The sequence below is a fragment of the Collinsella sp. An268 genome (assembly GCF_002159765.1).
GTDB lineage: Bacteria > Actinomycetota > Coriobacteriia > Coriobacteriales > Coriobacteriaceae > Coprousia.
In genome coordinates this window covers 20,827-45,882 of sequence record NZ_NFJH01000009.1, presented here as the reverse complement: position 1 = coordinate 45,882, position 25,056 = coordinate 20,827, and the positions used below count along the sequence as shown (strand labels likewise).

Annotated in this window: 21 protein-coding genes; 6 read left to right on the top strand and 15 right to left on the bottom strand. The window is 65.1% G+C overall.

What is annotated here, in order from left to right; genetic code table 11:
* The first annotated feature begins 97 nt into the window (after nucleotides 1-97).
* Both B5F70_RS10705 and B5F70_RS07845 read left to right on the top strand, forming a co-directional pair.
* Nucleotides 98-268, top strand: a complete 171-nt coding sequence (locus B5F70_RS10705) for a DUF6724 family protein (protein WP_164476599.1) — start codon at nucleotides 98-100, stop codon at nucleotides 266-268.
* Between the two features lie 63 nt (nucleotides 269-331).
* On the top strand, nucleotides 332-1,468 hold the full coding sequence (locus tag B5F70_RS07845; RefSeq protein WP_087205027.1) for a hypothetical protein: 1,137 nt from the start codon (nucleotides 332-334) through the stop codon (nucleotides 1,466-1,468).
* Here B5F70_RS07845 and B5F70_RS07840 read toward each other — a convergent pair.
* The 7 genes from B5F70_RS07840 to B5F70_RS07810 all read right to left on the bottom strand — a co-directional run bounded on the left by B5F70_RS07840 (nucleotide 1,465) and on the right by B5F70_RS07810 (nucleotide 7,078).
* Nucleotides 1,465-2,010, bottom strand: a complete 546-nt coding sequence (locus B5F70_RS07840; RefSeq protein WP_087205026.1) for a biotin transporter BioY — start codon at nucleotides 2,008-2,010, stop codon at nucleotides 1,465-1,467. The two genes, B5F70_RS07845 and B5F70_RS07840, sit on opposite strands and share 4 nt — an antisense overlap.
* A gap of 84 nt (nucleotides 2,011-2,094) precedes the next feature.
* Nucleotides 2,095-3,039, bottom strand: coding sequence for an SPFH domain-containing protein (locus tag B5F70_RS07835; RefSeq protein ID WP_087205025.1), 945 nt, complete (start codon nucleotides 3,037-3,039; stop codon nucleotides 2,095-2,097).
* Between the two features lie 112 nt (nucleotides 3,040-3,151).
* A complete protein-coding gene (gene proC, locus B5F70_RS07830) occupies nucleotides 3,152-3,934 on the bottom strand; it encodes a pyrroline-5-carboxylate reductase (protein WP_087205024.1) in 783 nt (260 codons plus the stop codon).
* A gap of 74 nt (nucleotides 3,935-4,008) precedes the next feature.
* On the bottom strand, nucleotides 4,009-4,302 hold the full coding sequence (locus tag B5F70_RS07825) for a hypothetical protein (protein WP_087205023.1): 294 nt from the start codon (nucleotides 4,300-4,302) through the stop codon (nucleotides 4,009-4,011).
* A 73-nt stretch (nucleotides 4,303-4,375) separates the two neighbouring features.
* The gene (gene glyA, locus B5F70_RS07820) at nucleotides 4,376-5,626 is read right to left on the bottom strand and encodes a serine hydroxymethyltransferase (protein ID WP_087205022.1); all 1,251 of its coding nucleotides are present in this window, start codon (nucleotides 5,624-5,626) and stop codon (nucleotides 4,376-4,378) included.
* 36 nt (nucleotides 5,627-5,662) lie between these two features.
* Nucleotides 5,663-5,869 (bottom strand): hypothetical protein, encoded by a 207-nt coding sequence (locus tag B5F70_RS07815; RefSeq protein WP_087205021.1) that lies wholly within the window; start codon nucleotides 5,867-5,869, stop codon nucleotides 5,663-5,665.
* 90 nt (nucleotides 5,870-5,959) lie between these two features.
* Nucleotides 5,960-7,078, bottom strand: a complete 1,119-nt coding sequence (locus B5F70_RS07810) for a C45 family peptidase (protein ID WP_087205077.1) — start codon at nucleotides 7,076-7,078, stop codon at nucleotides 5,960-5,962.
* Between the two features lie 266 nt (nucleotides 7,079-7,344).
* Between B5F70_RS07810 and B5F70_RS07805 the strand changes: the two genes are divergently transcribed.
* On the top strand, nucleotides 7,345-8,853 hold the full coding sequence (locus B5F70_RS07805) for a carboxypeptidase M32 (RefSeq protein WP_087205020.1): 1,509 nt from the start codon (nucleotides 7,345-7,347) through the stop codon (nucleotides 8,851-8,853).
* Between the two features lie 168 nt (nucleotides 8,854-9,021).
* Entirely contained in the window at nucleotides 9,022-11,271 is a 2,250-nt protein-coding gene (locus B5F70_RS07800; protein WP_087205019.1) for a MurT ligase domain-containing protein, read from the top strand.
* A gap of 231 nt (nucleotides 11,272-11,502) precedes the next feature.
* On the opposite strand, the gene B5F70_RS07795 is transcribed toward B5F70_RS07800, so the two are convergent.
* The 8 genes from B5F70_RS07795 to B5F70_RS07750 all read right to left on the bottom strand — a co-directional run bounded on the left by B5F70_RS07795 (nucleotide 11,503) and on the right by B5F70_RS07750 (nucleotide 21,635).
* On the bottom strand, nucleotides 11,503-14,052 hold the full coding sequence (locus B5F70_RS07795) for a phosphoketolase family protein (RefSeq protein WP_087205018.1): 2,550 nt from the start codon (nucleotides 14,050-14,052) through the stop codon (nucleotides 11,503-11,505).
* Nucleotides 14,053-14,366: 314 nt separating this feature from the next.
* Entirely contained in the window at nucleotides 14,367-15,140 is a 774-nt protein-coding gene (locus B5F70_RS07790; RefSeq protein ID WP_087205017.1) for a HipA domain-containing protein, read from the bottom strand.
* Nucleotides 15,141-16,133: 993 nt separating this feature from the next.
* On the bottom strand, nucleotides 16,134-17,153 hold the full coding sequence (locus B5F70_RS07775; RefSeq protein ID WP_241145943.1) for a LacI family DNA-binding transcriptional regulator: 1,020 nt from the start codon (nucleotides 17,151-17,153) through the stop codon (nucleotides 16,134-16,136).
* 131 nt (nucleotides 17,154-17,284) lie between these two features.
* Nucleotides 17,285-17,554, bottom strand: coding sequence for a Txe/YoeB family addiction module toxin (locus B5F70_RS07770; protein WP_087205014.1), 270 nt, complete (start codon nucleotides 17,552-17,554; stop codon nucleotides 17,285-17,287).
* Nucleotides 17,555-17,809, bottom strand: a complete 255-nt coding sequence (locus tag B5F70_RS07765) for a type II toxin-antitoxin system RelB/DinJ family antitoxin (protein WP_087205013.1) — start codon at nucleotides 17,807-17,809, stop codon at nucleotides 17,555-17,557.
* A gap of 213 nt (nucleotides 17,810-18,022) precedes the next feature.
* On the bottom strand, nucleotides 18,023-18,523 hold the full coding sequence (locus B5F70_RS07760) for a family 43 glycosylhydrolase (protein WP_087205012.1): 501 nt from the start codon (nucleotides 18,521-18,523) through the stop codon (nucleotides 18,023-18,025).
* Nucleotides 18,524-18,682: 159 nt separating this feature from the next.
* Nucleotides 18,683-19,981: a DUF4038 domain-containing protein gene (locus B5F70_RS07755; protein WP_087205011.1), complete on the bottom strand. Its 1,299-nt coding sequence runs from the start codon at nucleotides 19,979-19,981 to the stop codon at nucleotides 18,683-18,685.
* 199 nt (nucleotides 19,982-20,180) lie between these two features.
* Nucleotides 20,181-21,635 carry a PTS transporter subunit EIIC gene (locus B5F70_RS07750; protein ID WP_087205010.1) on the bottom strand — a complete coding sequence of 485 codons (1,455 nt, stop codon included), beginning with the start codon at nucleotides 21,633-21,635 and terminating at the stop codon, nucleotides 20,181-20,183.
* Nucleotides 21,636-22,028: 393 nt separating this feature from the next.
* Between B5F70_RS07750 and B5F70_RS07745 the strand changes: the two genes are divergently transcribed.
* Both B5F70_RS07745 and B5F70_RS07740 read left to right on the top strand, forming a co-directional pair.
* Nucleotides 22,029-23,399 carry a hypothetical protein gene (locus B5F70_RS07745; RefSeq protein WP_241145942.1) on the top strand — a complete coding sequence of 457 codons (1,371 nt, stop codon included), beginning with the start codon at nucleotides 22,029-22,031 and terminating at the stop codon, nucleotides 23,397-23,399.
* 40 nt (nucleotides 23,400-23,439) lie between these two features.
* Complete coding sequence (locus tag B5F70_RS07740; protein ID WP_087205009.1) at nucleotides 23,440-24,957, top strand: nucleoside hydrolase-like domain-containing protein; 1,518 nt, start codon at nucleotides 23,440-23,442, stop codon at nucleotides 24,955-24,957.
* Nucleotides 24,958-25,056 lie beyond the last annotated feature (99 nt).

Below are 25,056 nucleotides of genomic sequence, written 5' to 3'. Positions count from 1 at the left end.
AGGCGGTACTTGCACGGAGCTTACGCACCATGCGCTCAGGCAAGTATATACTTATTGCATCGAGACCCCTAGGGAGAAGGCGAGAAGCAGACAAGACATGGACGGTATTTTTACCTTTCTCTTTTCCACTCGTGCCGGCCTGGCCGTGCTGTTCTTTGGCGGCATCGTCATCATCGGCATCATCGCGTTCGTAACCGAGAGGCGCACGCACCAGATGTACGTCGACCGCGGCCCGGCGAGCGAAGACGAGGACGGCTGGACCCTGTAGCCTCGCGCCGACGGGCGCCTCGGGCGCCCCGTTGCAGACGTTTGCCTTCGGGAGGGTGATCTTATGGCTTGGAAACCGCACTTCACAGACCCCGAACCTAACATCGACCCCTTTAACGCCCCCGACCCGGTCATGCCGGGTGGCGAGCCTGATTTTGAGATGTCGCGCGAGCAGCCTGACGCCGATGACGGCATCGGGCGCATGGCGCGTCGCAACGAGCGCAAGGAGCCCGGACACGGCAAGCACCGGCCCCAGCGGGCAAGACACGACCGAAGCAGCGATAGCGGCAGCGCCAAGCCCGCAGACGCGCCCGTCTCCCCCGTGCGGGAGGAAACGCCCCCCGAGCCGAAGGCGGCATCGACCGGACGAAGGGAACGCGGACAGCGAAAGCGTCGCATAGTCGAGCGCGGGGCACGCAAGACCGTGACCGGCGGAGGGCCGGAAAAGCGGCGGAACAGCTTTGGCTGCCTTATCGTCTTCATCCTCTTCTTCACGCTGAGCGGAGCCATCGGCGCCCTCTTTGAAGGCTGCTCGAGCTGCGTGGACAGCCTCTTTTCTGAAGACGATTACACCTACGAAGAGGACTACACCTACGAGGATTCCTACGACTACGACGGCGCGGCGTATGACACGGCGCGCGATGCACTGGATGAGGCTACCGAGAGCGCCACGATTGAGGAGCTCGAGTTCGCCCTCTCGGGCGGCGAACCCTATGTGGAGCGCGTTATGGCCGGCTTCTCGTACGGCTTCACCAACATCATGGGCTTTACCCCCGAGGAAGCCGGCATTGACGTGCGCCCCATCGCCGAGCGGGTGCTGGCGCGGGGAACCTACGACGTCGACAGCGTGTATGCCTTTGGCGACGCCACAGCGGACGGCTTTGCCTTTGAGTGCTCGTCGTACTTCTACATCACCATGCCCGACCTGATGGAGCTCGGCTACGATGCGGCCGACTTTTTGCGCGGCCTGAACGACGGCATCGAGGCAGCGGCAGACGTGACCGACAGCGACCGCGCGGAGCTCGAGACCTTCCTCACACAGGAGGTGGAGACGCTCACGCCGACGGAGATGTACGAATCCATGGAGTTTACGGCAACGGCCGATGCCGAGGGCGTGGTGACTGACGGTCCCGTGCTCGACTCCGACACGTGGCTCGCCAGCTTTGCCTCGCGCGTGGGCGCCTACGAGTATACGGATTAGCGGTCACTGACGTGGCGCGCCCCCTGCGGCAGGGCGCGCGCCACGGCACGGGCGACAACCACGCCGACCGCCATCTTAATCGCGTCGGGCACCACAAACGGCACCACGGCCACCGCAAGCGCCGCAGGCAGCGTGAGCGACCCCACGATCATAAGCTGCACCGTACCGAGCGCATATGAGATGAGCAGCAAGACGCCCCGCGAGAGCGTATCGCACACCGCCTGCGGCAGGCGCTCGATGCGGACGATGGCGGTTGCCGCCACCATGCCGATCAAGAAGCCCCAGAGAAAGCCTCCCGTAGGGCCCAAGATGACACCGAGCCCGCCCATCATGTTGGAGAAGACCGGCAGCCCCACAACGCCGAGTACGAGATAGGTCGCCACAGTGAGCACCGCCTCGCGCGGGGCGAGCACGCCGGGCAGCATGGCAAGCACCAAAGTCTGCAGCGTAAAGGGCACCGGCCCCAAGGGGATGCTCACCCAAGCGCTAACCGCGAGCAGGGCACAGCACAGACCGCACCGGGCAATACGTTGAGCCGACATGGCATCTCTCCTCATACAGCAAGCGGACCGGGCTTCGCCGGTCCGCTCAACGGATACACGTTACCGAGGGGCGCGCGCCTAGCGTTATGCCTGCGGCGGCACCGGCGGGACGTTCGCCTGGTCACCCGCCTCGCCCGCGGTAAGCATCTGCTCGAACATCGAGGCGCTCGCCTTGAAATCGGCCGGCAGCACCACCGTCGAGCTCTTACCCGTACGGGCGAACTCCGTCATCATCTCGCTCCACTGCGTGAACATGAAGAGCTGGTTGGCCTCGTCGTTGGAAACGCCCGTCTCCTGAATGGTCTCGAGCGAGTCCTTGATACCGACCGCGATGGCCTTGCGCTGGTTGGCGATGCCCTCGCCGGCCTTCTCCATGGCCTCGGCCTCGGCCTTCGCCTCGGTGACGCGACGGATGCGGTCCGCCTCGGCGAGGTCCTGCGCCGCCGCCTTGGTACGCTGCGCGGCGTTGATCTGGTTCATGGAGTCCTCGACCTCTGCCGGCAGCGCGATGCGAGTGATGAGGGTCGAGACCAGCGTGAAGCCGTAGGCCGCCATCTGCTCGGACACGGTGGCGTTCACGTCTTTGGCGATGTCGTCCTTCTTGGCAAAGACCTCATCGAGCGTATAGACCGGAATGGAGGAGCGCAGCGCGTCGGTGATGAAGTCGCGCATCTGGGCAACGGGCTGCTGCAGCATGTAGTAGCTCTTGTAGACGCCCGAGTCCGCCGGGCCGGTGCCCATGTCGTACGAGACGTGGTACTGAGCGGAAACCTCGAGCCCGATGGTCACGTTGTCCTCGGTCTTGGCGTCGATGTCAAAACCGTTCTTCATGGTGCGCAGGGAGACGGTAGCCGCCTTGCGGTCGATCACGGGAATCTTGGCGTGAAAGCCCGCACCCACGATCTTGTTGAACTTACCGAGTCGCTCGATGATGACGGCGTGCTGCTGCTTCACCACAAAGAGCGTATCGGTGAGCAGCGCGATGATCACCACAAGAACGATGATCAAACCAATCAACGTACCCAACATGATGACCTCCTCTGGGCCTGGGAATCGTTGCCGATAGCATAGCAGGTTTGCCCCTGCGCGTTGTTAACGGCGCGCAAGGAGCCGGTGAACGGAACGGCGAGGGCCCGGGGCGCTAGCCCTCGATGGCATCGATGGCCTGGATGAAGGCCGAGCGCAGGCCCGCGCGCTCGAGCGCGGCGACGCCCCGGATGGTCGTACCGCCCGGCGAGCATACGGCGTCCTTCATGGCACCCGGATGGTCGCCCGTCGCGAGCTGCAGCTTGGCGGTGCCGGCGATCATCTGGCTCACCATGCGGTACGCATCGGCGCGCGGGATACCGTATTTGACGGCGGCATCGCCCAGCGCCTCGATGACCATGGCGATGAACGCGGGGCCGCACCCACCCACCGTTCCGGCAACGGAGAGCAGGCGGCTCTCAACCGTGACAACGGTGCCGAGTGCCCCGAGCAGCTCCCAGACCAGCTCGTGCTCGGCAGGCGCGAGCGTATGGAGGCGCTCGCAGGCGATGACGCCCTCGCCGATGGCGACGGGCGTGTTGGGCACGGTCGAAAGATGGCGCGAACCCGGGAGCAGCGCCTCGTAGCGCGCGCAGTCCCACCCGGCGGCGACGGAGAGCACGGGCTTTGCGGCGAGGGCGTCGGCAAGGGGGCCGAGCACCTCCTCGATGAGATGCGGCTTGATGGCGACGACCACGAGGTCGACCGCGCCTATCAGCGACGCCGCGTCGGGCAGGGCGTGCATACCGCGCGCGGCGCAGCGCTCGCAGAGCGCCTCATAGCGGCTGGCGCACGCATACAGGCCGTCTACCGCCACCGCCCCTGTGGCGATCCACCCGTCTGCCATAGCGCTCGCCATGTTACCGAACCCAACAAATCCAATCTTGATGGCGTCCATGCGCAATTGCCCGCCTTTCCCCTATCTCATATCTGTTTTACAAACGCGCCTCGGCGCGCCGCCGCGGCGCGGGGTCACGACAAAAGCCACACCGTCAGCACTAAGGCCACGATGCCCGAGAGGGCAAAGTAGGCGACAGCCGCCCACAGCAGCCATTTACCCGCGAGCGCCGCGTAGCGCCGCCAAGTATCGTCCTCAGCATACCGCGAGAATATTCCATCTGCCGCAAGGCGCCGGGCCACCAACACAAGCACGATGCAGGCGATGAGCGCAAACACCGCGTAGACCGGCAACGCGAAGAGCAGCGCAAAGAACAGCGCCGCCCCCACCAAGAAAATCGGTAGCAACAAAACGAAGCAGCCGCCCATAATCCTCCCCTTTCCAATCCGAGCACGCGGTCAGCCATCGCTGCGGACGCGCGCCCCCTCACCCCAAGACGCGCTACCGCTCCGGATAGAGCGGATGCGCTGCCAGAAGCTCATCCACCCGCGCGGCGACATCGCGCCGCGCGAGCTCGTCATCTGCGTGGAACACCACCTGCGCGATGAGCTCGCCGATCTCACGGAACTCGTCGGCGCCAAACCCGCGCGTCGTGCCCGCAGCGGAGCCGACGCGAATACCGCTCGTCTGGCGCGGCGGCAGCGGGTCGCTCGGGATGGCGTTCTTGTTGACGGTAAGGCCCGCCGCATCGAGCAGAAGCTCGGCGTCGTGCCCCGTGACGCCCGCCGCTGTGAGGTCGACCAAACAGAGGTGGTTATCCGTCCCGCCCGAAACGAGGCGCAAGCCGCCCGCCACAAGCCCCTCGCCCAGCGCCGCCGCATTCTCGACCACATGCGCGATGTAGGAGGAGAACGCCGGCGTCGCCGCCTCGGCAAAACACGCCGCCTTGCCGGCGATGACGTGCATAAGGGGACCGCCCTGCGTGCCGGGGAACACCGCCTTGTCGATGGCGCGGGCGAGTGCGGGGTCGTTGGTGAGAATGAGGCCGCCGCGCGGGCCGCGGAGCGTCTTGTGCGTCGTCGAGGTCACCACGTCCGCGTGCGGGAACGGCGAGGGGTGCGCGCCGGTCGCCACCAGGCCCGCGATATGCGCCATATCGATCATGAGAAGCGCACCCACGCCGTGCGCTATCTGGGCGAGCCGCTCGAAATCGATGACACGCGGGTACGCCGAGGCGCCGCCCACGATAAGGCGCGGGCGCTCGGCGCGGGCGAGCGCCTCCAGGGCATCGTAGTCGATGGTCTCGGTCGCCGGGTCGAGCCCGTAGGGGACAAAGCGATAGAGCTTGCCCGAGAAGTTGACCGGAGAGCCGTGCGTAAGGTGGCCGCCCTGGTCGAGCCGCATACCGAGCACGGTATCCCCCGGCTCGAGCAGCGCGGCGTAGGCGGCGAGGTTGGCGTTGGCGCCCGAATGCGGCTGCACGTTGACATACGTGCAGCCGAAGAGCGCGCAGGCGCGGCGCCGCGCGAGGTCCTCGACCACATCCACGCGCTCGCACCCGCCGTAGTAGCGGTGCCCGGGGTAGCCCTCGGCATACTTATTGGTGAGCACGCTCCCCACGGCCTCAAGCACCGACGGCGAGACGAAGTTCTCCGATGCGATGAGCTCGATGGTCGACCGCTGGCGCGCAAGCTCGGCCTTAAGCGCGCCGGCAAGATCGGGGTCGGTCTCCGTAAGATGTTCGAGCGCCATGGGGTACCCCTTTCGCATAAGTCGCCGTGCGCAATGCTAGTCTTCAAACCAACGGTTGCGCCTGCCGTCGCCACGCGTGATGCTGATGCGGACCTTGCCCATCAGCACGAGCACCAGCAGCACGATGAACACGATGGGCAGCAGGCGCAGCGCGCCGACCAGAAGGATTCCCAAAAACGAGAAGACCAGCGAGATGATCGCCGCGATGGCGAGCAAGATGATGACAAGCGTGAGAAACGGCATGGACACCCCTTCGTTTTTGTTCAGCATACCAAAAGCGCCCCTACCGAACGGCGGGGGCGCGAAGGAAACCGAAGGCGGTCAGCGCATGCACTACGAGACGAGGCTCACCTCATACGCCGGCTCGTCATAGGCACCGCCCATGACGATGCGCGCCGTGAGGTCATCCAGGTTATATACGACCGACCACTGCGTGGCGCTCTCCTCGCCACGGCTATTGAGGTGCGGCTCCTGCGCGACGGCTGCGAGCAGGTCCATCGCCTCGTCCTCGGCAAGCACGCCCGACGCGGCGCTGAGCGTGCTCATGAGCGTCTCGTAGCGGTCCTGGCCGTGGCCGAAGTCGTACTCGCCCGGCGTGAGCAGGAAGTTCGTCGCCGCCTGGTACGTCACGCCCGCCGCGCCGGAAAGCGCCCCCATAGTGGTCGCGTCGCCGGGCTCGAGCACGCTCATCTCGTTGCCGATGTACTCAACGACCACCGACGCACCCGAGGCGTCCGCGATCTGGAAGTGGTAGCAGCTGTTGGCGCTCGAGTGCATGTCGTACTGCTCCAGCAGCGCCACGGCCTCATCCACGGTCGCGCAGCTGTCGAGCATCATGCGGATGGCCGTCGTCGTGGTGATGTCGACCTTATCGGTCTGCTGGTCGGTCGGGTCGGTGTCGATAAGGAGTACGCCCACGGCAAGCCCCGCCTCATTCATGCCGTCGAGCGGCGCGTACGGCGCGGCGAGCGTCGTCAAACTCGAGACGAGGTCCTCGGGTAGCTTGTCCTCGCCGTAGCCCAGAAAGCCCAGGTTCACCATGGATACGCTCGCGTACCCGTCCGCAGGGTCGGTGCGCACGAGCATGCCCGGCGAGAAGGACAGGTCGAAGTTGCGCCCAAAGAGCGCGTCACCCTCCGACGTCGTCGCGTTGAACGTCGAGCACGCCAGATCGGGCAGGTCAATGGTGATGGGCAGGCCCTTCATGATGCGGTTCACCACAAACTGGATGAGCTCGCCGTCGTTGGAGGCGCCGCCCTGGGCGATAAACTCGTCGATACCGTAATCGCCATCGTACGTCATGGTGTAGAGCGGGTAGTCGTTGACCTTCTCGATGGACCCGAGCGTGGCAAGCTCGTGTCCAAAGAGGGCGAAGACGGCCACGGCGGCCACGATGACCAGCGCCACCAGTACGCCGACAACGCCCAGAACGACTTTCTTCACCCTGCTCATGGGCCTCTTTTCCATGTGCGCTCTCTTTCTCCCGTTGCACAAACGGGCATCATGCTACCAGAGAGAGGCACATTGTTGACGCTATCTACAATATCGTCAATGTATCGCATCACCCCCTGGCGGGGATGCGCCCGTTTCGCGCCGACACGCAGGGACCTGCCTACCCGTGCCGGCGCGCCGCGGTATCGGGCGTGCGCTCTTGGGTATGCTATCGAGCGGATATCGACTGGGGCCGCCGCCCCAACCGTCCCCACAAAGGAGTTGCCATGAGCGAAACCTCCCGCATCGACGCGTTCAAACAGCTGCAGCGCACCCTCCAGCAGAAGTACTACCTCATGAGCGTGCTCGAGTTCGACGGAGAGACCGTCGCGCCCGAGAACGGCGCCGCCGCGCGCGCCGAGGCCATGGGCGCCCTCGCCGGCGAGATGCACGAACTCACGACCTCTGACGCATCGGTGAGGCTCGTCGCCGAGCTTGAGGCCGACGCCGCCGCCGGCACTCTTGACGCCCAAACGGCCACCGAGCTCCATGTCTTTAGCCGCGACCAGCGCGAGGCGCGCGCCATCCCCACCGAGGAGGAGATCGCCTGGAGCAAGCTCACCAGCGAGGCGAACGCCGTGTGGCACCACGCCAAGCTCGCCGACGACTGGGCGTCCTTTGAGCCCTATGTCGAGCGCATCGTAGACGCCTGCCGCCGCCGCGCGGAGGCGCTCGACCCTGCGCGCGACGCCTATGACGTGCTGCTCGACCAGTACGAGCGCGGCATGGACACCGCCGCCTACGACGCGTTCTTCGCCCAGGTGAAAGAGACGGTGGTGCCGCTTGTCCGCGAGATCGCTCCCCAACCGGCGCCCGACCTCCCCTTTAGGAGCGCCCGCGTCGACCGCGCGGCACAGCTCGCCATCGCGCGCGACCTGCTCGAGCTCGAGGGGCTCGTTATGGACGGCTGCGCCGTGGCGGAGGTGGAGCATCCCTTCTCCGACGGCTTTGCCCCCGGAGACGTGCGCGTGACGACCCACATCTATGAGACGGACGCGCTCTCCAACGTCTTCTCCATCCTGCATGAGGGCGGTCACGCCATATACGAGCAGAATGTCGACCCCGCCTACGCGTGGACGTGCCTCGACGGGGGCACCTCGATGGGCATCCACGAGAGCCAGAGCCGCTTTTTCGAGAACATCGTCGGTCGGTCGCGCGCCTTTGCGGAGCCCCTGCTTGCCGTGCTCCGCAAGCACGCACCCGAGGTGTACAGCAGCGTGAGCGCCGACGATCTCTACCGCGCCGCCAACCTCGCCCACCCGCAGCTGATCCGCATGGAGGCCGACGAGCTCACCTACCCGCTCCACATCATGATCCGCTACGACATCGAGCGGGCGCTCTTTGCCGGCGAGGCGCGCGTCGCCGACATCCCGACGCTCTGGCGCGAGCTCACCCGGCGCTATCTGGGGCTCGACGTCCCCAACGACACCCTCGGCTGCCTGCAGGACACGCACTGGTCGGGCGGCAGCTTCGGGTATTTCCCGAGCTACGCGCTCGGCAGCGCTTACGGCGCGCAATACGTGGACGCCATGGAACGCGCAGGCATAGATGTGGACGGCGCCAGCGCCTCCGGCGACCTGGCCCCGGTGCGCGACTGGCTGCGCGACCGCATCTGGCGCTGGGGTCGCGGCAAGGACGCCCCCGAGCTCATCGCAGGCGCGTGCGGTGCCCCGTTTGACGCGACGTATTACTGCGATTATCTGGTCAAGAAGTTCTCTGCCCTCTACAACCTGTAGAGGCGGCGTCCGCCGCGGCGCGCACAGCGAACCGTGGCCGCGTAAGCTGATACAATGGCCAGGTGATCCCGTCCGCTGCGCCTCCCGCGCGCTACGGGACGCGAAAAAGAAAGCACGAGGGCGCCGCGCCCACACGCGGCGCCCCGCATCGGCACCGGGGAGAGCGCCATGAGCGTACGCAGCACCGCCGCCGCCACCGCGGCATCCATCGCCCGCTTTGGGATCCAGCGCGTGCTCCACCGGCGCGGAGGCAGCATCCCCGGTATCATCGCCCTGCGCCTTGACCCCGGGATCTTGCGCGAGATGGCGCCCCTTTTCGCAGCATCCGTGGTGGTAACCGGCACCAACGGCAAGACCACCACCACCAACCTGCTGGCCGACTGCCTCGCCGCAGACGGTACCTGCGTCATCACCAACCGCGCCGGCAACAACATGGAGGCCGGCATCGCAGGGGCCATCTTGGAGGATCGGCGCCGGGCAAGGGCCGCCCGCGGAGCCTCGGGCCCCGCGGCGATCGGGTGCTTTGAGTGCGACGAGCTCTACACGGCGCGGGTGCTCCCCAAGCTCAAGCCCACGTATCTTGTGCTGCTGAATCTCTTCCGCGACCAACTCGACCGCTACGGCGAGATCGACCACACCCAAGATGTCATCGCGGGGGCGCTCGCCTCCTCGCCGGCCACGACCCTTATCTACAACGCCGACGACCCGCTCTGCGCCGCCATCGCGCGGCGGGTGGAGAACCCCACCATCGCCTTTGGCTTTGCGGCGACGGCGGCGGGCGATGAGGAGCCCGACAAAGTCTCCGACAGCCGCTTCTGCGCGGTGTGCAACGCGCCCCTCACCTATGAGTACGTGCTGTACGGCCAGCTCGGCTCCTACCGGTGCCCCACGTGCGGCTGGCAGCGCCCCGACCTCGCCTTTGCCGTCACGTCCGTCGAGACGACCGAGGATGGCCAGCGCTTCACCCTGGAGGCGCGCGATGCGGCGCGCGCGGGCTTCCCCTGCACGGCGCACATCGCCTACCACGGCCTCTACATGGTCTACAACGCCATGGCGGCGCTCACCGCGGCGACCCTCATGGGCGCCGACGGCGCGCGCTTCCAGCAAACCCTCGACCGCTACCAGCCCGCGCGCGGCCGCATGCAGAAGCTCACCGTCAAGGGGCGCAAGCTCCTCGTCAACCTTGCGAAGAACCCGGTCGGGTTCGACCGCATCATCCAGATCATCCAAGCGACCGAAGCGCGTGCCTGCGCCTTCTACATCAACGATAAGGACGCCGACGGTCACGACATCTCATGGATCTACGACGTCGACTTCGAGCGGCTCGCCCGCATGCGCGGCCTCACCGTATACGCCGGCGGCACGCGCGCCGAGGACCTGCAGGTGCGCCTCAAGTACGCCGGCGTGCCCTCCACGGTGGTGCGCAGCGCCGAGGAGGCCATCAACCGCGCGGCGAGCGCGGGGATAGGCGCGGCGGACACCCTCTACATCGTGGGCAACTACACCGCGACGCTCGAGCTGTGCGACGAGCTCGACCGCCTGCCCGCCGGCGAGACGCCCCAAGGCGTGCGCACCCATGCCGCCGCGGACGCGCTTTGCGCGGACGACGCCGCCTGGGCGCGCTGGTCGCTCGTAGGTCGCGGCACCATAGCCCCCCTCTACCGCGAGCTCGCCGCACGGCCGCTCACCATCTGCCACCTCTACCCGCAGGAGCTCAACCTCTACGGCGACACGGGCAACGTCGCCATCCTCGCGGCGCGCTGCGCGTGGCGCGGCATCCCCGTGCGCGTAACGACCCTCAACCGCGGTGAGGCGGCCGACCTCTCGGGCGTGGACATTGCCGTCATCGGCGGCGGCGCCGATCGCGACCAGCTGGCCGTCCAGCACGAGCTCATGCGGCACCGCGAGGCCGTCGACCGCTACCTCAACCACGACAAGGGCGCCATGCTCGCCATCTGCGGCGGCTACCAGCTGCTGGGTCGCCACTACTTCCTCGGAGACGAGAAGATCGAGGGTCTCGGCGTCATCGGCATCGAGACGCGCCGCGCCGACAACCCCACGGACCGCCTCATCGGCAACGTCGCCGTGCGCGCAGACATCGTCGATGCGGACATCCTGGGCTTTGAGAACCACGGCGGCCGCACCTACCTCGATGCGGACGAGGCGCCGCTCGGGACGAGCGTGGTGGCCGGCACCGGCAACAACGGCACCGATGGGTACGAGGGCATCGTGCACCATGGCTTGGTGGGCACGTATTTCCACGGGCCGGTGCTTTCCAAGAACCCCGCGCTTGCGGACTGGCTCATCGCCTGGGCGCTCCGCCGGCGCGGTATCGAGAAGCCGCTCGAGGCGCTCACCGACACCGAGGAGGCAGGCGCCCGTCGCGCCTTCGAGAAGAAGCTCCCCCATCGCGCCTAACTTCTAAAAGATATTAGAAGCTTTCCGCAAAGCTTCTCACGCCCCCTATGAAATAAGGGGGCTCGTCTCCCCCTACGTGACGAGGAGACCGTCGCTATCGATGCGGGCGGCATCACGGTGGTGACCGCCTGGAAATGGCACCTCACTCCCAACGCATGCAAAAAGGCGTCCGACCCTTGTGGGGGCCGGACGCCTTCACGGCGCACTTCTGGATAGATGGCCGAAAGACGGCTACTCGTTGTCGCCCGCGGTCATCTGCGTGGCCGAGAGGCCGGCAGCCGCATCTGCCTCGGTCGCGGCGCGCGCGTCGGGCCAGACCCAGTCGGTGAAGGCCGGGTGATCGTAGCCCTCCTCCACGGCGAAGCGGAAGGCCTCGTCGCGGAAGGCGTCCCAGGCCTCGGCCTGCTCGGCGTGCGTGGCGGTACCGGCGGCGCCGTCCACGAGGCGCAGGGCCTCGGCGGCCAGCGCCCAGCGGTCCATATTGTTCAGGCGCAGCATGTCGAACGGCGTGGTCGTGGAGCCCTTCTCCTCGTAGCCGTGCACGCACCAGGCGTCGTGGCCGGGGCGCGCCCAGACGAGACGACGGATGGTGCCCGCGTAGGCGTGGAAGCAGAAGAGCACCGGCTTCTCGCCCGCGCCGAAGAACTCGGCGAAGCGCTCGTCGGACAGCGCCTGGTCGTTCTCGCAGGCGTTCTGGATCTTGAGCAGGTCGACCACGTTCACGAACCAGACCTTGACACCCTGCTCGCGCAGCAGGTCGACGGCCGCGAGCGCCTCGAGTGTGGGCACGTCGCCGCAGGTCGCGATAACCACGTCGGCATCGACGAGCGACTCCGCCGTGGACGCCCAGTTCCACACGGCCAGGCCCTCGGCGAGCTCAGCCTTAGCCTCATCGACCGAGATGAAGGTCGGCGCGGGCTGCTTGCCGCAGAAGATGGCGTTGACGCAGTCGGTCGAGGTGTAGGCGCGCTCCGCTACGGCGAGCGCCATGTTGGCGTCGCAGGGGTAGTAGGCGTTCACGATGTGCGTGTCGTTCGCCTTGTTGAGTAGAAGGTCGATGAAGCCGGGATCCTGATGGCTGAAGCCGTTGTGGTCCTGGCGCCACACATGGCTCGACAGCAGGATGTTGAGGCCGGCGATGGGCTTGCGCCACGGGATCTCGCGCTTGGTGGCCTCGAGCCACTTGCAGTGCTGGTTCACCATGGAGTCGACCACGTGCACGAAGCTCTCGTAGCTCGACCACACACCGTGGCGGCCGGTGAGCACGTACGCCTCGAGGAAGCCCTCGCACTGGTGCTCGGACAGCTGCTCGATGACCTTGCCCAAGGGGGCGAGCAGGTCGTCGTTCGCCTCGTCGGCGTAGTGGCCCGCCTCCCACTGCTTCTTGGTGACCTGATAGGCGTCCTGCAGACGGTTGGATGCGGTCTCATCCGGCCCGAAGATGCGGAAGTTCTCGGGGTTGGCAGCGAGCACGTCCGCCGTGTAGGCACCGAAGACGCGCGCCGCCTCGGTCTGGCCGTACCCGTGCCCGCGCTCGGCAACCGGCACCTCGTGAGCATGAAGGTCGGGGAGCACGAGGTCCTCGCGTACGGTGCCGCCGTTGGCGTTGGGATTTGCGCCGATGCGCAGGTCGCCGGTAGGCATCCAGCCGTTGACCTCGGGGCGAATCTGCCCCTCCGGCGTGAAGAGCTCATCGGGCTGGTAGGACTCGAGCCAGCCGCGCAGCACGCGGAAGTGCTCGTGAGTGTCCTTGGCACTTGCCAGCGGCACCTGATGCGCGCGCCACGAATCCTCGGTCTTCTTGCCGTCGATAACCTTGGGGCAGGTCCAGCCCTTGGGCGTGCGGAAGACAATCATGGGGTAGACCGGGCGCGTGACCTCCTCGCCCGCGGCCGCCTGGGCAACCGCGCGCTCCTTGATGGCGCAGATCTTACCGAAGACCTCTTCGAGCAGGGCGGCGAAGCGGGCGTGGATGCTCTCGTGGCTCTCGTCGTCAAAGCCCGCGACGAAGAAATGCGGCTCGTAACCCATGCCCTCGAAGAACTTCTGGAGCTCCTCGTCGGAGATGCGCGCGAGGATTGTGGGGTTGGCGATCTTATAGCCATTGAGGTGCAGGACCGGCAAGACGATGCCGTCGGTCGCGGGGTTCACGAGCTTATTGGACTGCCAGCTCGTGGCGAGCGGGCCGGTCTCCGCCTCGCCGTCGCCCACCACGGCGACCGCGAGCAGACTCGGGTTGTCGAGCACCGCGCCGTACGCATGGGAGAGCGTGTAGCCGAGCTCGCCGCCCTCGTGGATGGAGCCGGGGGTTTCGGGCGCGAAGTGGCTCGGGATGCCGCCCGGGTAGGAGAACTGGCGGAAGAACTTCTCGAGGCCCGCCTCATCATCGGTGATGTCGGGGCGAATCTCGCGGTACGTACCGTCGAGCAGCGACTGCGCCGTGCCCGCCGGACCGCCGTGCCCGGGGCCCATGAGGAAGATGGCGTTCTGCCCATGGTCGGCGATAAGGCGGTTTACGTGCGCGAACAGGAAGTTGATGCCCGGCGTGGTGCCCCAGTGGCCCACGAGGCGGTGCTTGACGTCGACACGTCCGAAGGCGCGGGGCTCACCGGTCTTGGCATCCGGGTAATCGGAGCGCATGAGCGGGTTGCTCCGGACGTAGATCTGACCGACGGAGAGGTAGTTGGCGCAGCGCCAGTAACGCTCGACGCCGGCGAGCTCGTCGGCGGACACGGTGCCCGTGCCCGCATGCCAGGGCGTGCCAAGAACAGGATGAGACATGCGATGCTCCTTTGCCAGATGGGTTATGCTGCTGAGCAGTATAGATGATAAAACGTTTTATCATTGTTAGCAAAACGTTTTCTTTCAAAACTGCGCTGTTTACGTTGGTTATTATCGGTGAACGGCAGTTTAATGGTGGTGGACGGTGTTTACTCTTTGCAGTAAAGGCACGATAACGCTCGCCTAGCTTCGGGCTATCGGCCGTCCCGCCGCGCCGCCGCGGCCATCCTGCCGCTGGCCTCATACCTCTTCATGCAAGCCATGGGATTTCGACGGTTCAGCACCTCAACGATGAGGCGGGGGCTATCAAAACGTTAGCGAGCCGCAGAGCGCAGCCTCGCGATACCCGCCTCAAACGAGCTCCTCATGCGCTCGATCGAAGCCTCGGAAATGCCGCACGATCGCGCAACAGAGCGCCAACCCTTGAGCACCTCCGCCATCGCAAGCGCTCGCCTTTTTGCCTCCGGTGCGCCCAATCTGAAATACTCGCACGCGCTGAGCGCCACCCGCGGATCTGCCTCGCGCACGTCAAAATCAAGACCTGTGTTGAGATACTTCGCCTCATCTCCCGGCGTTGGGTTCACATCGAAAGCGGGAGATAGCGCCCAACCGGTGCCTTCACGCAAGAAACCGTAGTTGCGCAAATGATTATCCGTATTGCCTATCGCGCACGAGAATAGCGCCCGCAGCCAAAGCTCGGGAAGGTCAGCATGGGGACGAGCACCCCAAGCTTCCAGAAACTCCACGAGCTCGAGATAGCTATAGCGTCCGCCGTCGACGCCTTGCACCGCCGTCAATCCACTCAGATATGGAGTCCTGCTATCGCCTTCTCGGTCAAATCGCCTCATCAACAGCACGGAGCGCCCACCGATGCGCATCAGACGAGAAGAGGGCACGTTAATTCCGCACCTACTCATGAGCTGCAGCGCAACGTATTCCCAAGCTCCGACATCATCAACAGAATCTTCGCCTACCTTGGGAAGCTTTGCGATGCAAAGACACCCCGCCTCATCGCGTACGGAGGCTTTCGGCCGCGCTCCACCCAAGCTCGAATCCGCCGCGAGCAGATCCTTAATATCGGCATCCATATCGACCGCCGCCCTATCCGCAGAACGAGCAGAGACGGAATAGCCACCTCCTTAGGGACGCCAGAGGAACGCGAAGACAGCGCCTCCCCATCGGAACCCCACACACGCAACGCGCCCTGCCGTGCCTCGTCGCTGACGCCAGTAAGCATGTCCGCCTCAAAGAGCGTACGCGCCGCCCTACCCTCAGCGCGAGCTGCCGACCGCTCTGAACGAAGCAACAGGTTTCTTCCCCACCGATTCGGCATGACGTCTTCCAGAGCGCCGAACGATCGCAGTCCGAGAGAATGGAAGGAACCGTCACCTAAGGCATGTCGGGGGCCAAACTGAACGCACGAGCGTCATCTAGATATGAGGGGGCGTACCTGAAACTCGCGGTCTCTTCGCCGTGCCGAATGTTCTGATACAAGCGGCCCGCAAGAACATCTTCCCCTGCGATCTGCACGGTCACGTCATACTCCATACGACTGCCTCCTCACACGCTGCGGGGTGTCCTGTTCTGCTCGAATACGACCGATCGGTGTGCGCAACGGATCGGTCGCGTCCTCAATTTCCTGAAGAAAGCCCAAGATTCGTGCCACACGTAGGAAATTCTCGAGAGACCCTGCGTCTTCATTCAGAAGCTTCCGAACGGTCGGAACCGAGAGATTCGCTCGCTCGGCAAGCAGGTCGACTGTGATGCGCTGCTGGCGACGTGCCAGGTCGAGATGGGAGGCGGAGGGAGCAGGCCCCATCCCGAATGCAGGGTGCAACGATGTTTGGAAAAGCCTCCGTTAAGCCACCGTGGATACGGCAGGGATGCCTCCGCGCGTTCCCGTGTGCGGATACGCCACTTATGGGCCCCCGCAGAGGCGCAAAAGTGGCGAACACGCACACGGGAACGCCGGGGGTCGACGCGGGCAGGACGGCGGCGTGCGGGCGGGGTGCCGGCGGCGCAGGGACCGTGGGACACCGCGGAGCGCACACCGGAGGGCGCGGGCTGGCAAATCGGCGTACTTAGAGCGCACGCACGCTGTCGCGCTCCACAAGACGGGGCTCGAGCAGGCGCACCACGGGCTCGACGTCACCGGGTGCATCGCTCTCCAGGCGGCGGAGCATGAGCGCCAGGGCCTCGTCCGCAAGCACCGCAACATCTTGATCGATGGCGGTAAGCGCCGGCTCAAAGAGCGAGTCGGCCGCAGAGTTGTCGTAACTCACCACCGAGTAGTCGCGCGGAACGCGGCGCCCTTGCTCGTACAGGCGCTTGAGCAAACCGAGCGCAATGTTGTCGGAACTCGCAAACACCGCGGTCGCATCGGTTGCGGCAAGACCGGCCGCCGCCTCGTACGCATCGGGGATGTAATAGTCGCTATCGAACACCAGCGCCTCGTCAAACGGCGCCCCATACTCGGCAAGCGCCCGACGATACCCGTCGAGACGGTGGCTGCCGGTGTTGGAGCGCGATGCGTTGACGATACAGGCAATGCGTCGGTGGCCATGCTCCAGCAGGTGCCGCGTCGCCATGTATCCGCCGAGCTCGTTATCGAACAGCACCTTGTCGCACGCGAGGTCATCGAGAACGCGGTCGACCATCACGTAGGGCACGGGGCACTCGGCGATGCGCTGCGGGAGCTCCTCGCCACCCGCTGTCTGGTTGCCCATCACGATAAAGAGCCCCTCGACACCGCGGTTCACGAGCGTGGAGAGGAGCTCGACATCGTTGACGGCAAGGTCGTCCGACGTGGTGATAAACAGCGCGAACCCCCGAGCGCGGCACCGTTGCTCGAGGTTTTTGGCGAGACGCGAGAAGAAACGGCTCTCGATGTTGGGAACGATGAGGCCGAGGGTCTTGGAGCGCTGCGTCACCAAGCTGCGCGCTATCTGGTTGGGCACGTATTGTTTGGCGGCGGCGATGGCCTTGATGCGGCGACGGTTTTCCTCCGAGATGCGGCACGGCCGGTCGTTGAGGACGAGCGACACCGTCGAGACGGAGAGCCCCGCCTCGCGCGCGATCTCTTTAAGCGTCACCTTGGGCACGACGCACCTCTCCCCTCGCCTTAACCTCACTCCACGGTAGCACGATTGGGACGCGGGGACGCGGAAAACATACGGGCGGACCCCGGCGAGGGTGCCTCCCGTTCTAGGTAATCCGATTGTTTCCAGAGGGCCTACTGGTAGCGGCCCCTGCACGAGACGATGAGCAGCGCGCCACCCTCGATTTTGTAGACCAGCCTGTTCGCGGCATCTATGCGCACGCTGGACAGTCCGAAGCGGCTGTGCTTCAGGCGCTCCGCCTTGCCCATGGGAGCGGAGCCGGGCTCGCCGGCGCTTCGCTCAATGTCCTTGATGAGCCTGTCGATGCGCTTCAGGGTCTTTCTGTCCTGGGACTGCCACCATACGTAGTCATCCCAGGCGGGATCGCTCCAGATCTTCCTCATCTACGCCTCGACCAGCTCGTGCTCGGACGCGTTGCCCTCGAGCATGGACAGGTAGATCGCGTCCATCTTGGCCGCGAACTCGCGCTCGGTGGGCACGGGTGCGGTCACGTCGAAGGGGAACCCGCGGTGCGCCACGAACTGCCGCGCGAACACGTTGAACACCGCCGTGGGCGTGAGGCCGATGTCGGAGGACACCTCTTCCAGCTCGCGCTTGAGGCCGGAGTCGAGCCTGATGTTGAGCGTGCTTGTCGCCATGATGCCTCCCCGTGAGAACTTTTCTTTCCGATAATAATATACCGATAGCTATACAATATGCACCTGATTTGCACCTTATGTGGCGCATTGTGATTATCTATCTCCACAAGAGCCTCCTTCTCGACGGACCTTCCGCCTTCGTCGCCCCCGCAGAGCAGCTCGGGGCCTCCCTTGCCCGTAAGCCGTACGTCCGACCCCAACGATCTCTCGGTATCAGGCGCCCTCCCCCAGAAACTTGCTCGGGTCGAAGCCCCAGTACAGCCATACCCGACCCTCGTCTACCAAAACGCCCGGGTCAAAGGGGCTGCCGTCGGCAAGCGGCTCTCCGTCCGCAGTGCGCACGATATCCAGATAGGCAAACGGCCCCTCGGGAGCGTCGGAGACCGCCACCCCTATGGCCGTCATGTCGTCGCAGTAGTACAGGTAGTATCTGCCATCGGGCCCTTGGGCAACATCGGGCGCCATAAGGTCGGCGCCTCCCGTTGCGGCGTGGCGCGGGTCGTCCGTGCGATGGTAGCTCACGCCCTCGCAGCGCCACTGGGACAGGTCGTCCACCTGGGCAGACCACACCACGTAGTCCTCCTGGCAGCACGACGTTCCATCGCGACGGTCGTGGCTGCCGTACACGTAAAGGCGGTCCCCAAAAACGTGCGGCTCGCCGTCGGGCACGTACTCCCAAGAGGGGAGATATGGGTTAAAAGCCAAGTCCTGCATGCGCATCCTCTCACTCGGCAAGAGATGCGGCCTCATAATCCATATCCGCAACTCCCGTCCCCTCATCAACCGCGAAACAAAAAGGGCGGGCGCCCGCAGTTCACAGCTGCAGGTGCCCGCCCCCCACCAAAACGTGCAAGGCGCGATTGTGCGGTGAGCCTATGCGCGCGGCTCCAGCACGATAAGCGCGTCTCCTGTAAAGGGATGTTGCACCACACGGGTCGCACCCTCCTCGACCGTCACCGGCAGATGCGCGACGTGCTTCTGCTCGAGGTCGATGGCCCGCGCGGTGTAGTCCTCAAGCGCAACCGAGAGCTTGAGCACCGTTGCGCGGGGCATGTAGACCACATACGTCGGGCGCTCGGCGGTGTTATGCGCCACGCGAATCTGCTCGCGATCGTCGGCGAGCTCGTCTTGCGCCGGTACGAGGCTGCGGCATCCAAGCGCATCGAGAAGCTGCGGAATCATGCCGAAGTCCCACACGCCGGGAAGCTGCAAGGCCTCCTGCCAGCGGAAGGGCGCGTCAAAGCCCTCGCCGAGCGCTGAGCCGCGGCTCAGCGACGTCTGCCAATTCCAGATGCCGTGCGCACCGTAGGTAACGCCCGCGCACGCACCCGCCAACATGCCGGCCCACGCCGAGGCGCGGCAGTTCTCCGCGTTGAAGCGCACATACACGTGACGGCTCGCACCCATCATCTCGTAGCACGGCTCCGAGTTGATCATCGGCTTCTTGGGGTAGGCGGCCGCGATGTCCTGCGGCAGCTTCCACGCCTCGTCCTGCGCGAGTGCGTTGTGGCCCGGCTGGTACATATAGAAGTCCAGACGATCGACAAACGGCTCGGGGATGGTGCGGTTCGCGCGGTTGATGTGCATGGTCCTGAGGCGCGTGGGCGCGAGCTCGCACACCGCGGCAAGCGCCGCCTCGTAATAGGGCAGGCACTCCTCGCTCTTCCAGTCGGTATCGCCCGTCACCACGTAGACCGGCTCAAACTCATCGAGATACGAAACGACGCGCTCCACGTGCCGGCGCACCTCGTCGAGGGGCATCGTCGGCGCCCCGAAGCGCTCGGCGATGGCGCTCCCCCACGTGCCGGGCACGTAGTTGCACCACATGAGCACGAGCGCCGGACGAATGCCGTGCGCCACCGCCGTGCGGCACATCTCGCGCGCACGCTCCCAATACGCCGGATTGGGGCTCTCCCAGTCAAACGTCGTCCCATCCTCGCTCGCATACGGGTAGATGCCGAGGTCGGGACGGCAGCGGTCCCACTGCGGCAGCGTGTTGATCTGCAGCGTGTTGATGCCCTGTTCCGCGCGGCGGGTCAGGTAGTAGTCCCAATCCTCGAGCGTGATGCTCGTAAACGCGCTCCAGCAGGTGTCGGCCAGCCAGAACCAGGGCTTGCCGTCGCACAGAAAGCCGTCGCGCGCCTCGTTAACCGTCAGTGTCCCCAGTGCCATATCCATCCTTTCTCAGTGCGCCGCCAGCCGGCGCCGCTGCTGCTACCGTACCCTAGACGCGCCCAAACGGCGCCCGAGGGCAGCGGGCCCCGTCGCCCTCCATGGCGCGACGGGGCCCGCAGGCTGCGGGCGGCGCGGTCAGGACGTCCCGCGCGCTACCCGTTCTTCACTCATGAGGCACGAGGCCAAAGCCCCCGCCTTACGCACCCATGAGGGCGCTCTCGTCCTCTTCCTCCATCTCGGCGAGCTCTTCCTTGGAGAAGCCCGTGAGGAAGACCACGACGGCGGCGATCACGAAGGAGATCGCCATGCCCACGATCGCCAGGACCGTGTTCATCTGGCCGCCCTGGAGGTAGTTGGTGAACACCAGGAAGTTGGACGCGCCGCCAGCCATATAGTAGGTCACGCCGACGATGCCGGAGAACACCGCGCCGATAGCGCCGCCGATGAACATGCCGAGCATGGTGCGGCGGAAGCGCATGAGGATACCGAAGAGCGCGGGCTCGGTCACGCCGCCGGCGATGGCGGAGATGACGTAGCCGATTGCGAGGCCCTTCTCATCCTTGCTCTTCATACGCAGGAAGGCACCGAAGGCGCAGCCCCACACCGCGGTCATGGCGCAGTTGGTGGACACGAAGACGAAGGGGTCGTAACCGGCGGCGATAATCTGGACCTGAGCGAGCAGGATGACGGGCATGTGCATACCGGCCACCACGAAGAGCTGCCAGAAGGCGCCGAGGATCGCCATAACGATGAACACCGCGATGCCGCCCATGTCCGCCAGGCCAAACAGCGCGTTGGCGATGACGTTGCCGATCTCGTTACCGATCGGCGCAAGAACGATGAACGCGATGGGGATGGTCACAATCATGGTGCAGAACGGCGTGAACACCGTGGAGAGCACGTCGGGCATGACCTTGCGGAAGAACTTCTCGATCATGTAGAGCACCGGCACCGACAGGATAATGGGCAGCACGGTCTGCTGGTAGTTGGCCGCAGCAATCTGGATGCCGTAGACCGAAATGATACCGCTGCCACCCTCGGCCGCCGCGCTCACCACGGACGGGGCCATGAGCGCACCGCCGAGCAGCATGCCGAGCACCGGGCTGGCGCCGATCTTCTTAGCGGCCGCATAACCCAAATAGATGGGGATGAACGTAAACGTTGCCTCATAGAGCGTGGTGTAGAGGAACGTATAGGCGGGATCGGTATCGGAGAGCACGCCCGCCATGGTGGGGCCGAGCACCGCTGCGATGGTACGGAACAGACCGCCGGCCATGAGGAGCGGGATGAGCTGCGTCATGGAGCCGGAGAGGTAGTCGAGCACGATGCCCGGGATGGCCTTGAGGGTGAGCTTCTCCTTGGGCGCGTCGAGGTTCTCCTTCACCTCGGCGCCGCGGGCGACACCGGAGATGGCGATGAACTCGTCGAGCACCTTGGGCACGTTCTGGCCGATGATGACCTGGAGCTGGGTGCCGGCGAACTGCGCGCCCAGCACGCCCTTGACCTTCTTGATCTTCTCAACGTCTGCAAGGTTGTTATCCTTGAGCGTGAGGCGCAGGCGCGTCATGCAGTTGGTCGCGGTGGTAACGTTGCTTGCACCTCCCACCAACTCTAAGACGCTTTGCGCGATTTGCTTGTTGTCTACTGCCATGGGGGTCCCCTTTCCCCTATCGGGGCCGGACGTCGTCCTGTCCATCCGACCAACCTTTTCAGTAAACGCTTGTTTACTGAATGTTTATAGTTGCAGCTTACCTTGTTTTTATTTTCGACCTGCATGGATTCCGGTGAACGGTAGGATTTTCCAGATAAACGTACGATTATTCGCATGAAGCGCGGATTCTTAGCATTTACTGAAGTTCATGCAGCTAAATTGACGCAACACTAGGCGTGTGGATTGGCATGTCTGGCACTCGTCGATACTCCCCAGCTCTCGATACCTGCCGTTTAACAGCTAATACACTACGTTCACCGGCTGCTGAACCGTTATGGCATCCACACTTCCGTATACTAAACATGTTTATATTCTGTCTTGGAAAGGATTGCTATGGCAGAGACAGATGTCACCCTCGAACCCATGTACCGCACCGTCACCACCTTGGGCGACTTCGGCCCTTGGATTTCGCGTCTGGTGCTCGAGCTCCCCGACGAGATCGGCGTGAACGACGTCACGACCGCCACGTTCAACGTCTTCTGCACACGCCGCGAGCGCACCGGTGCGGCGCTCATGCGCAAAGAGCGCGGCGCCGACCATGCCGCCCCGTCGATGGGTTACGTCCCGGTGCTCGCCGCCTATCCCGCGACGCCCGAGGGCAAGCGCGCCGAACACGGATCTCACGTCGCTCTCGAGCTGCCCGAAGTGCGCCTCACCAAGCGCGTCGAGGGCGGCGTCATGGGCTCGCGTAAGATCGACAACTGCTTCCGTATCACCCAGACTACCGCCATCCCCACCGCCGCCGATCCGCTCGTGGGCTTGGTATATGATGCCTGCGCCGGCGATATCTGCCCCGCACTCGACCGCTGGCATGAGGCCGAGATGACCGAGGCTGTCGACGGCATCAAGATGGAATATGGCTACTTCGAGCCAGATTTTGAACCTGCAGCCCCCGCGATCTCGGGGCACTTTACCAGCACCAAGCCCAAGCCCGAGAAAGCGGCGCTCATCATCTACCTGCACGGCGCAGGCGAGGGTAAGGGAGAGAGCGAGGACGGCGGCATCCCCGGCGGCCCGCTCGTGCCCGAGGGCCCGGCGCGCGCCTATACCGGCAACCGCGTGACCGCTCTCTCGCAGAGCAAGATTCAGGGCTACTTCGACGGGGCGGCTTGGGTGCTCGTCCCGCAATGCCCGACGTTTTGGATGGACAACGGGGTCGAGCAGCTCGGCCATAGCAACCAGAGCATCTACGCACGCGCACTCAAGGCCCTCATCGACGAGTTCATCGCCGCGCACGCCGACCGTATCGACACGAGCCGCATCGTTGTGGGCGGTCTTTCCAACGGCGGCTTTATGACGCTGCGCGTGTGCCTCGATTACCCCGGCTTCTTCGCTGCCGGCCTGCCCTGCTGCGCCCCTTGGTTTAACGCGACCGCCGAGGATGTCTCCGGCCTGGCCCAAACGCCGCTGTGGTTCACCCATAGCAAGGGCGACGAGCTCGTCGACCCCAAGGAGACCGTGCTGCCGCTCCGCCGCGCCCTCGCTGCCGCCGGCGCCACGGTGCACTGCACGTACTTCGACCACGTCGAAGACCTTACCGGCGTCTATCGCGAGGCCGACGGCTCGCCCAAGAAGACCTTTAACCACGGCGTCTGGATCCACGTGTTCAACGACTTCTGCCGCACCGACATCGACGGCACGAACGTCATGATCGACGGCGAGCCCGTAGGCATGTGGGAGTGGGCGGCGCGCCAGCGGGCGTAGCGACCAGACGCACCGTACACCTGGAGATGAAAGGGCTCAGATGACCTCGTCCGAAACCAAGCCGCGGGTAATCGTGACAACCGACCTTGAGGTTGATGACATGAACTCGCTCATCCACCTCGCCCTCTACCTCAACCTGCTCGACGTCGAGGCGGTGGTGACCACTGCGTCGCAGTACCATTTCTTGGGCGACGGCGCGCATACGCTCGGCGAGGTCACGCCGCATTGGCGCACCAAGGGCATGCGCTCCTGCACGTGGAAGGTCGTTCCCCACGAGCCCGACCCCGAGGCCGGCGCGCTCACCAGCTACCGCCCCTTCCCGCGCACATGGGTCCAGGACCTTTGGACGCACGAGTATGCCGCCGCCTGGCCCTATCTCAGCGAGAATGCCGCGGCGGCGGGCGAGCCGCCCTTCCCCACTCCCGAGCAGATGCTCGCGCGCACCTATGAGGGAAACATCGCCTTCGAGGGCGACGTGCGCGCCGACACCGTCGGCTCCAACGTCATCAAGCAGGCCATACTCGACAACGACCCGCGCACGCTCTGGCTTCTCTCTTGGGGCGGCATGAACACCATCGTGCGCGCCCTTATGTCGATCGCCGAGGATTACCAGGCAACCGACGCCTGGGACGAGGTTCGCTCGCGTATCTATGCCAAGGTCCGCGTGCTGGGCGTTACCAACGGTATCGGGCAAGATAACTCCTGGCTCGATCACGGCCAGCCGCTCTTTCCCGACCTCGTCTTTCTGCGCGTACCCTTCATGTACGGCGGCTACGTGGACGCCGTGGCGGCGCAACCCGACAGCATCGATCTCTTCCGCGCGCCCTGGCCGGAGGAGCACCTCACGCAAAACAACGGCCCACTCATGGCGCGCTACATGCTCTATGGCGACGGCAAGGTGTACGAGAACGAGCCCGAGCGCTTCCAATTTGGCCGCCATGCGACGCTCGACTGGGGACTCGACGGTATGCAGCCCATCCACTTCACGCCCGGCGACTTTATGGCTGAGGGCGACTCGATGACCTACATCCCGCTTATCCCCTTCGGCCTGCGGGGCGCCACGGAAGAGGGCTTCTCGACCGTACTGGGTCCCCTCTTCTGCGATAGCGTCGAGAGCATGGGCGACGGCATGAGCTTTGCCGACCTCGGGCGCGCTCCAGAAGACAACCCCAACCCGTATCTGCGCGCCTACCAGGAGGACTTCGCCGCACGCGCTCAGTGGTGCGCGCATAAGCCCGCCGCCTGCAACCACGCCCCCGTGATCGAGGGCGTCACGCCAGACATGGCCGCCGCCCCCGGTGAAATCGTTGAGGTCGGCGCTTGGGCGTCAGACCCCGATGGCGACGTACTTACCTGCCGTTGGGCGGTCGATGCGCTCTCGAGCACCTATAGCGGGGCGCACAGCCTCGCCTCATGGCGCGCCGAGGGAGCGACCGTGCACTTCACCGTACCTGCCAATGCCGCCCCGGAGGACCGCATCGTCCTCACCCTGCGTGTCCAAGATGCCGCCAAGCGGCCTTGCACGCGCTATGCGCAGGTTGCCGTAACAGTGGAATAAGCGGGAGCAGACCAAAACAACAAGGCGGTGCGGGGCGCTTTACGTGGCGCCCCACACCGCCTACTTGTACAGGTTTGACACTCCCCCAAAGGAGAGCGC

What these genes read in the sequence shown, in the direction of transcription:
- B5F70_RS07755 (WP_087205011.1), bottom strand. Translation starts at nt 19,981, where the DNA reads ATGGCACTGGGGACACTGACGGTTAACGAGGCGCGCGACGGCTTTCTG.
- B5F70_RS07790 (WP_087205017.1), bottom strand. Translation starts at nt 15,140, where the DNA reads ATGGATGCCGATATTAAGGATCTGCTCGCGGCGGATTCGAGCTTGGGT.
- B5F70_RS07835 (WP_087205025.1), bottom strand. Translation starts at nt 3,039, where the DNA reads ATGTTGGGTACGTTGATTGGTTTGATCATCGTTCTTGTGGTGATCATC.
- B5F70_RS07815 (WP_087205021.1), bottom strand. Translation starts at nt 5,869, where the DNA reads ATGCCGTTTCTCACGCTTGTCATCATCTTGCTCGCCATCGCGGCGATC.
- B5F70_RS07745 (WP_241145942.1), top strand. Translation starts at nt 22,029, where the DNA reads ATGGCAGAGACAGATGTCACCCTCGAACCCATGTACCGCACCGTCACC.
- B5F70_RS07750 (WP_087205010.1), bottom strand. Translation starts at nt 21,635, where the DNA reads ATGGCAGTAGACAACAAGCAAATCGCGCAAAGCGTCTTAGAGTTGGTG.
- B5F70_RS07740 (WP_087205009.1), top strand. Translation starts at nt 23,440, where the DNA reads ATGACCTCGTCCGAAACCAAGCCGCGGGTAATCGTGACAACCGACCTT.
- B5F70_RS07765 (WP_087205013.1), bottom strand. Translation starts at nt 17,809, where the DNA reads ATGGCGACAAGCACGCTCAACATCAGGCTCGACTCCGGCCTCAAGCGC.
- B5F70_RS07760 (WP_087205012.1), bottom strand. Translation starts at nt 18,523, where the DNA reads ATGCAGGACTTGGCTTTTAACCCATATCTCCCCTCTTGGGAGTACGTG.
- B5F70_RS07800 (WP_087205019.1), top strand. Translation starts at nt 9,022, where the DNA reads ATGAGCGTACGCAGCACCGCCGCCGCCACCGCGGCATCCATCGCCCGC.
- B5F70_RS07845 (WP_087205027.1), top strand. Translation starts at nt 332, where the DNA reads ATGGCTTGGAAACCGCACTTCACAGACCCCGAACCTAACATCGACCCC.
- B5F70_RS10705 (WP_164476599.1), top strand. Translation starts at nt 98, where the DNA reads ATGGACGGTATTTTTACCTTTCTCTTTTCCACTCGTGCCGGCCTGGCC.
- proC (WP_087205024.1), bottom strand. Translation starts at nt 3,934, where the DNA reads ATGGACGCCATCAAGATTGGATTTGTTGGGTTCGGTAACATGGCGAGC.
- B5F70_RS07825 (WP_087205023.1), bottom strand. Translation starts at nt 4,302, where the DNA reads ATGGGCGGCTGCTTCGTTTTGTTGCTACCGATTTTCTTGGTGGGGGCG.
- B5F70_RS07795 (WP_087205018.1), bottom strand. Translation starts at nt 14,052, where the DNA reads ATGTCTCATCCTGTTCTTGGCACGCCCTGGCATGCGGGCACGGGCACC.
- B5F70_RS07810 (WP_087205077.1), bottom strand. Translation starts at nt 7,078, where the DNA reads ATGAGCAGGGTGAAGAAAGTCGTTCTGGGCGTTGTCGGCGTACTGGTG.
- B5F70_RS07840 (WP_087205026.1), bottom strand. Translation starts at nt 2,010, where the DNA reads ATGTCGGCTCAACGTATTGCCCGGTGCGGTCTGTGCTGTGCCCTGCTC.
- B5F70_RS07805 (WP_087205020.1), top strand. Translation starts at nt 7,345, where the DNA reads ATGAGCGAAACCTCCCGCATCGACGCGTTCAAACAGCTGCAGCGCACC.
- B5F70_RS07770 (WP_087205014.1), bottom strand. Translation starts at nt 17,554, where the DNA reads ATGAGGAAGATCTGGAGCGATCCCGCCTGGGATGACTACGTATGGTGG.
- glyA (WP_087205022.1), bottom strand. Translation starts at nt 5,626, where the DNA reads ATGGCGCTCGAACATCTTACGGAGACCGACCCCGATCTTGCCGGCGCG.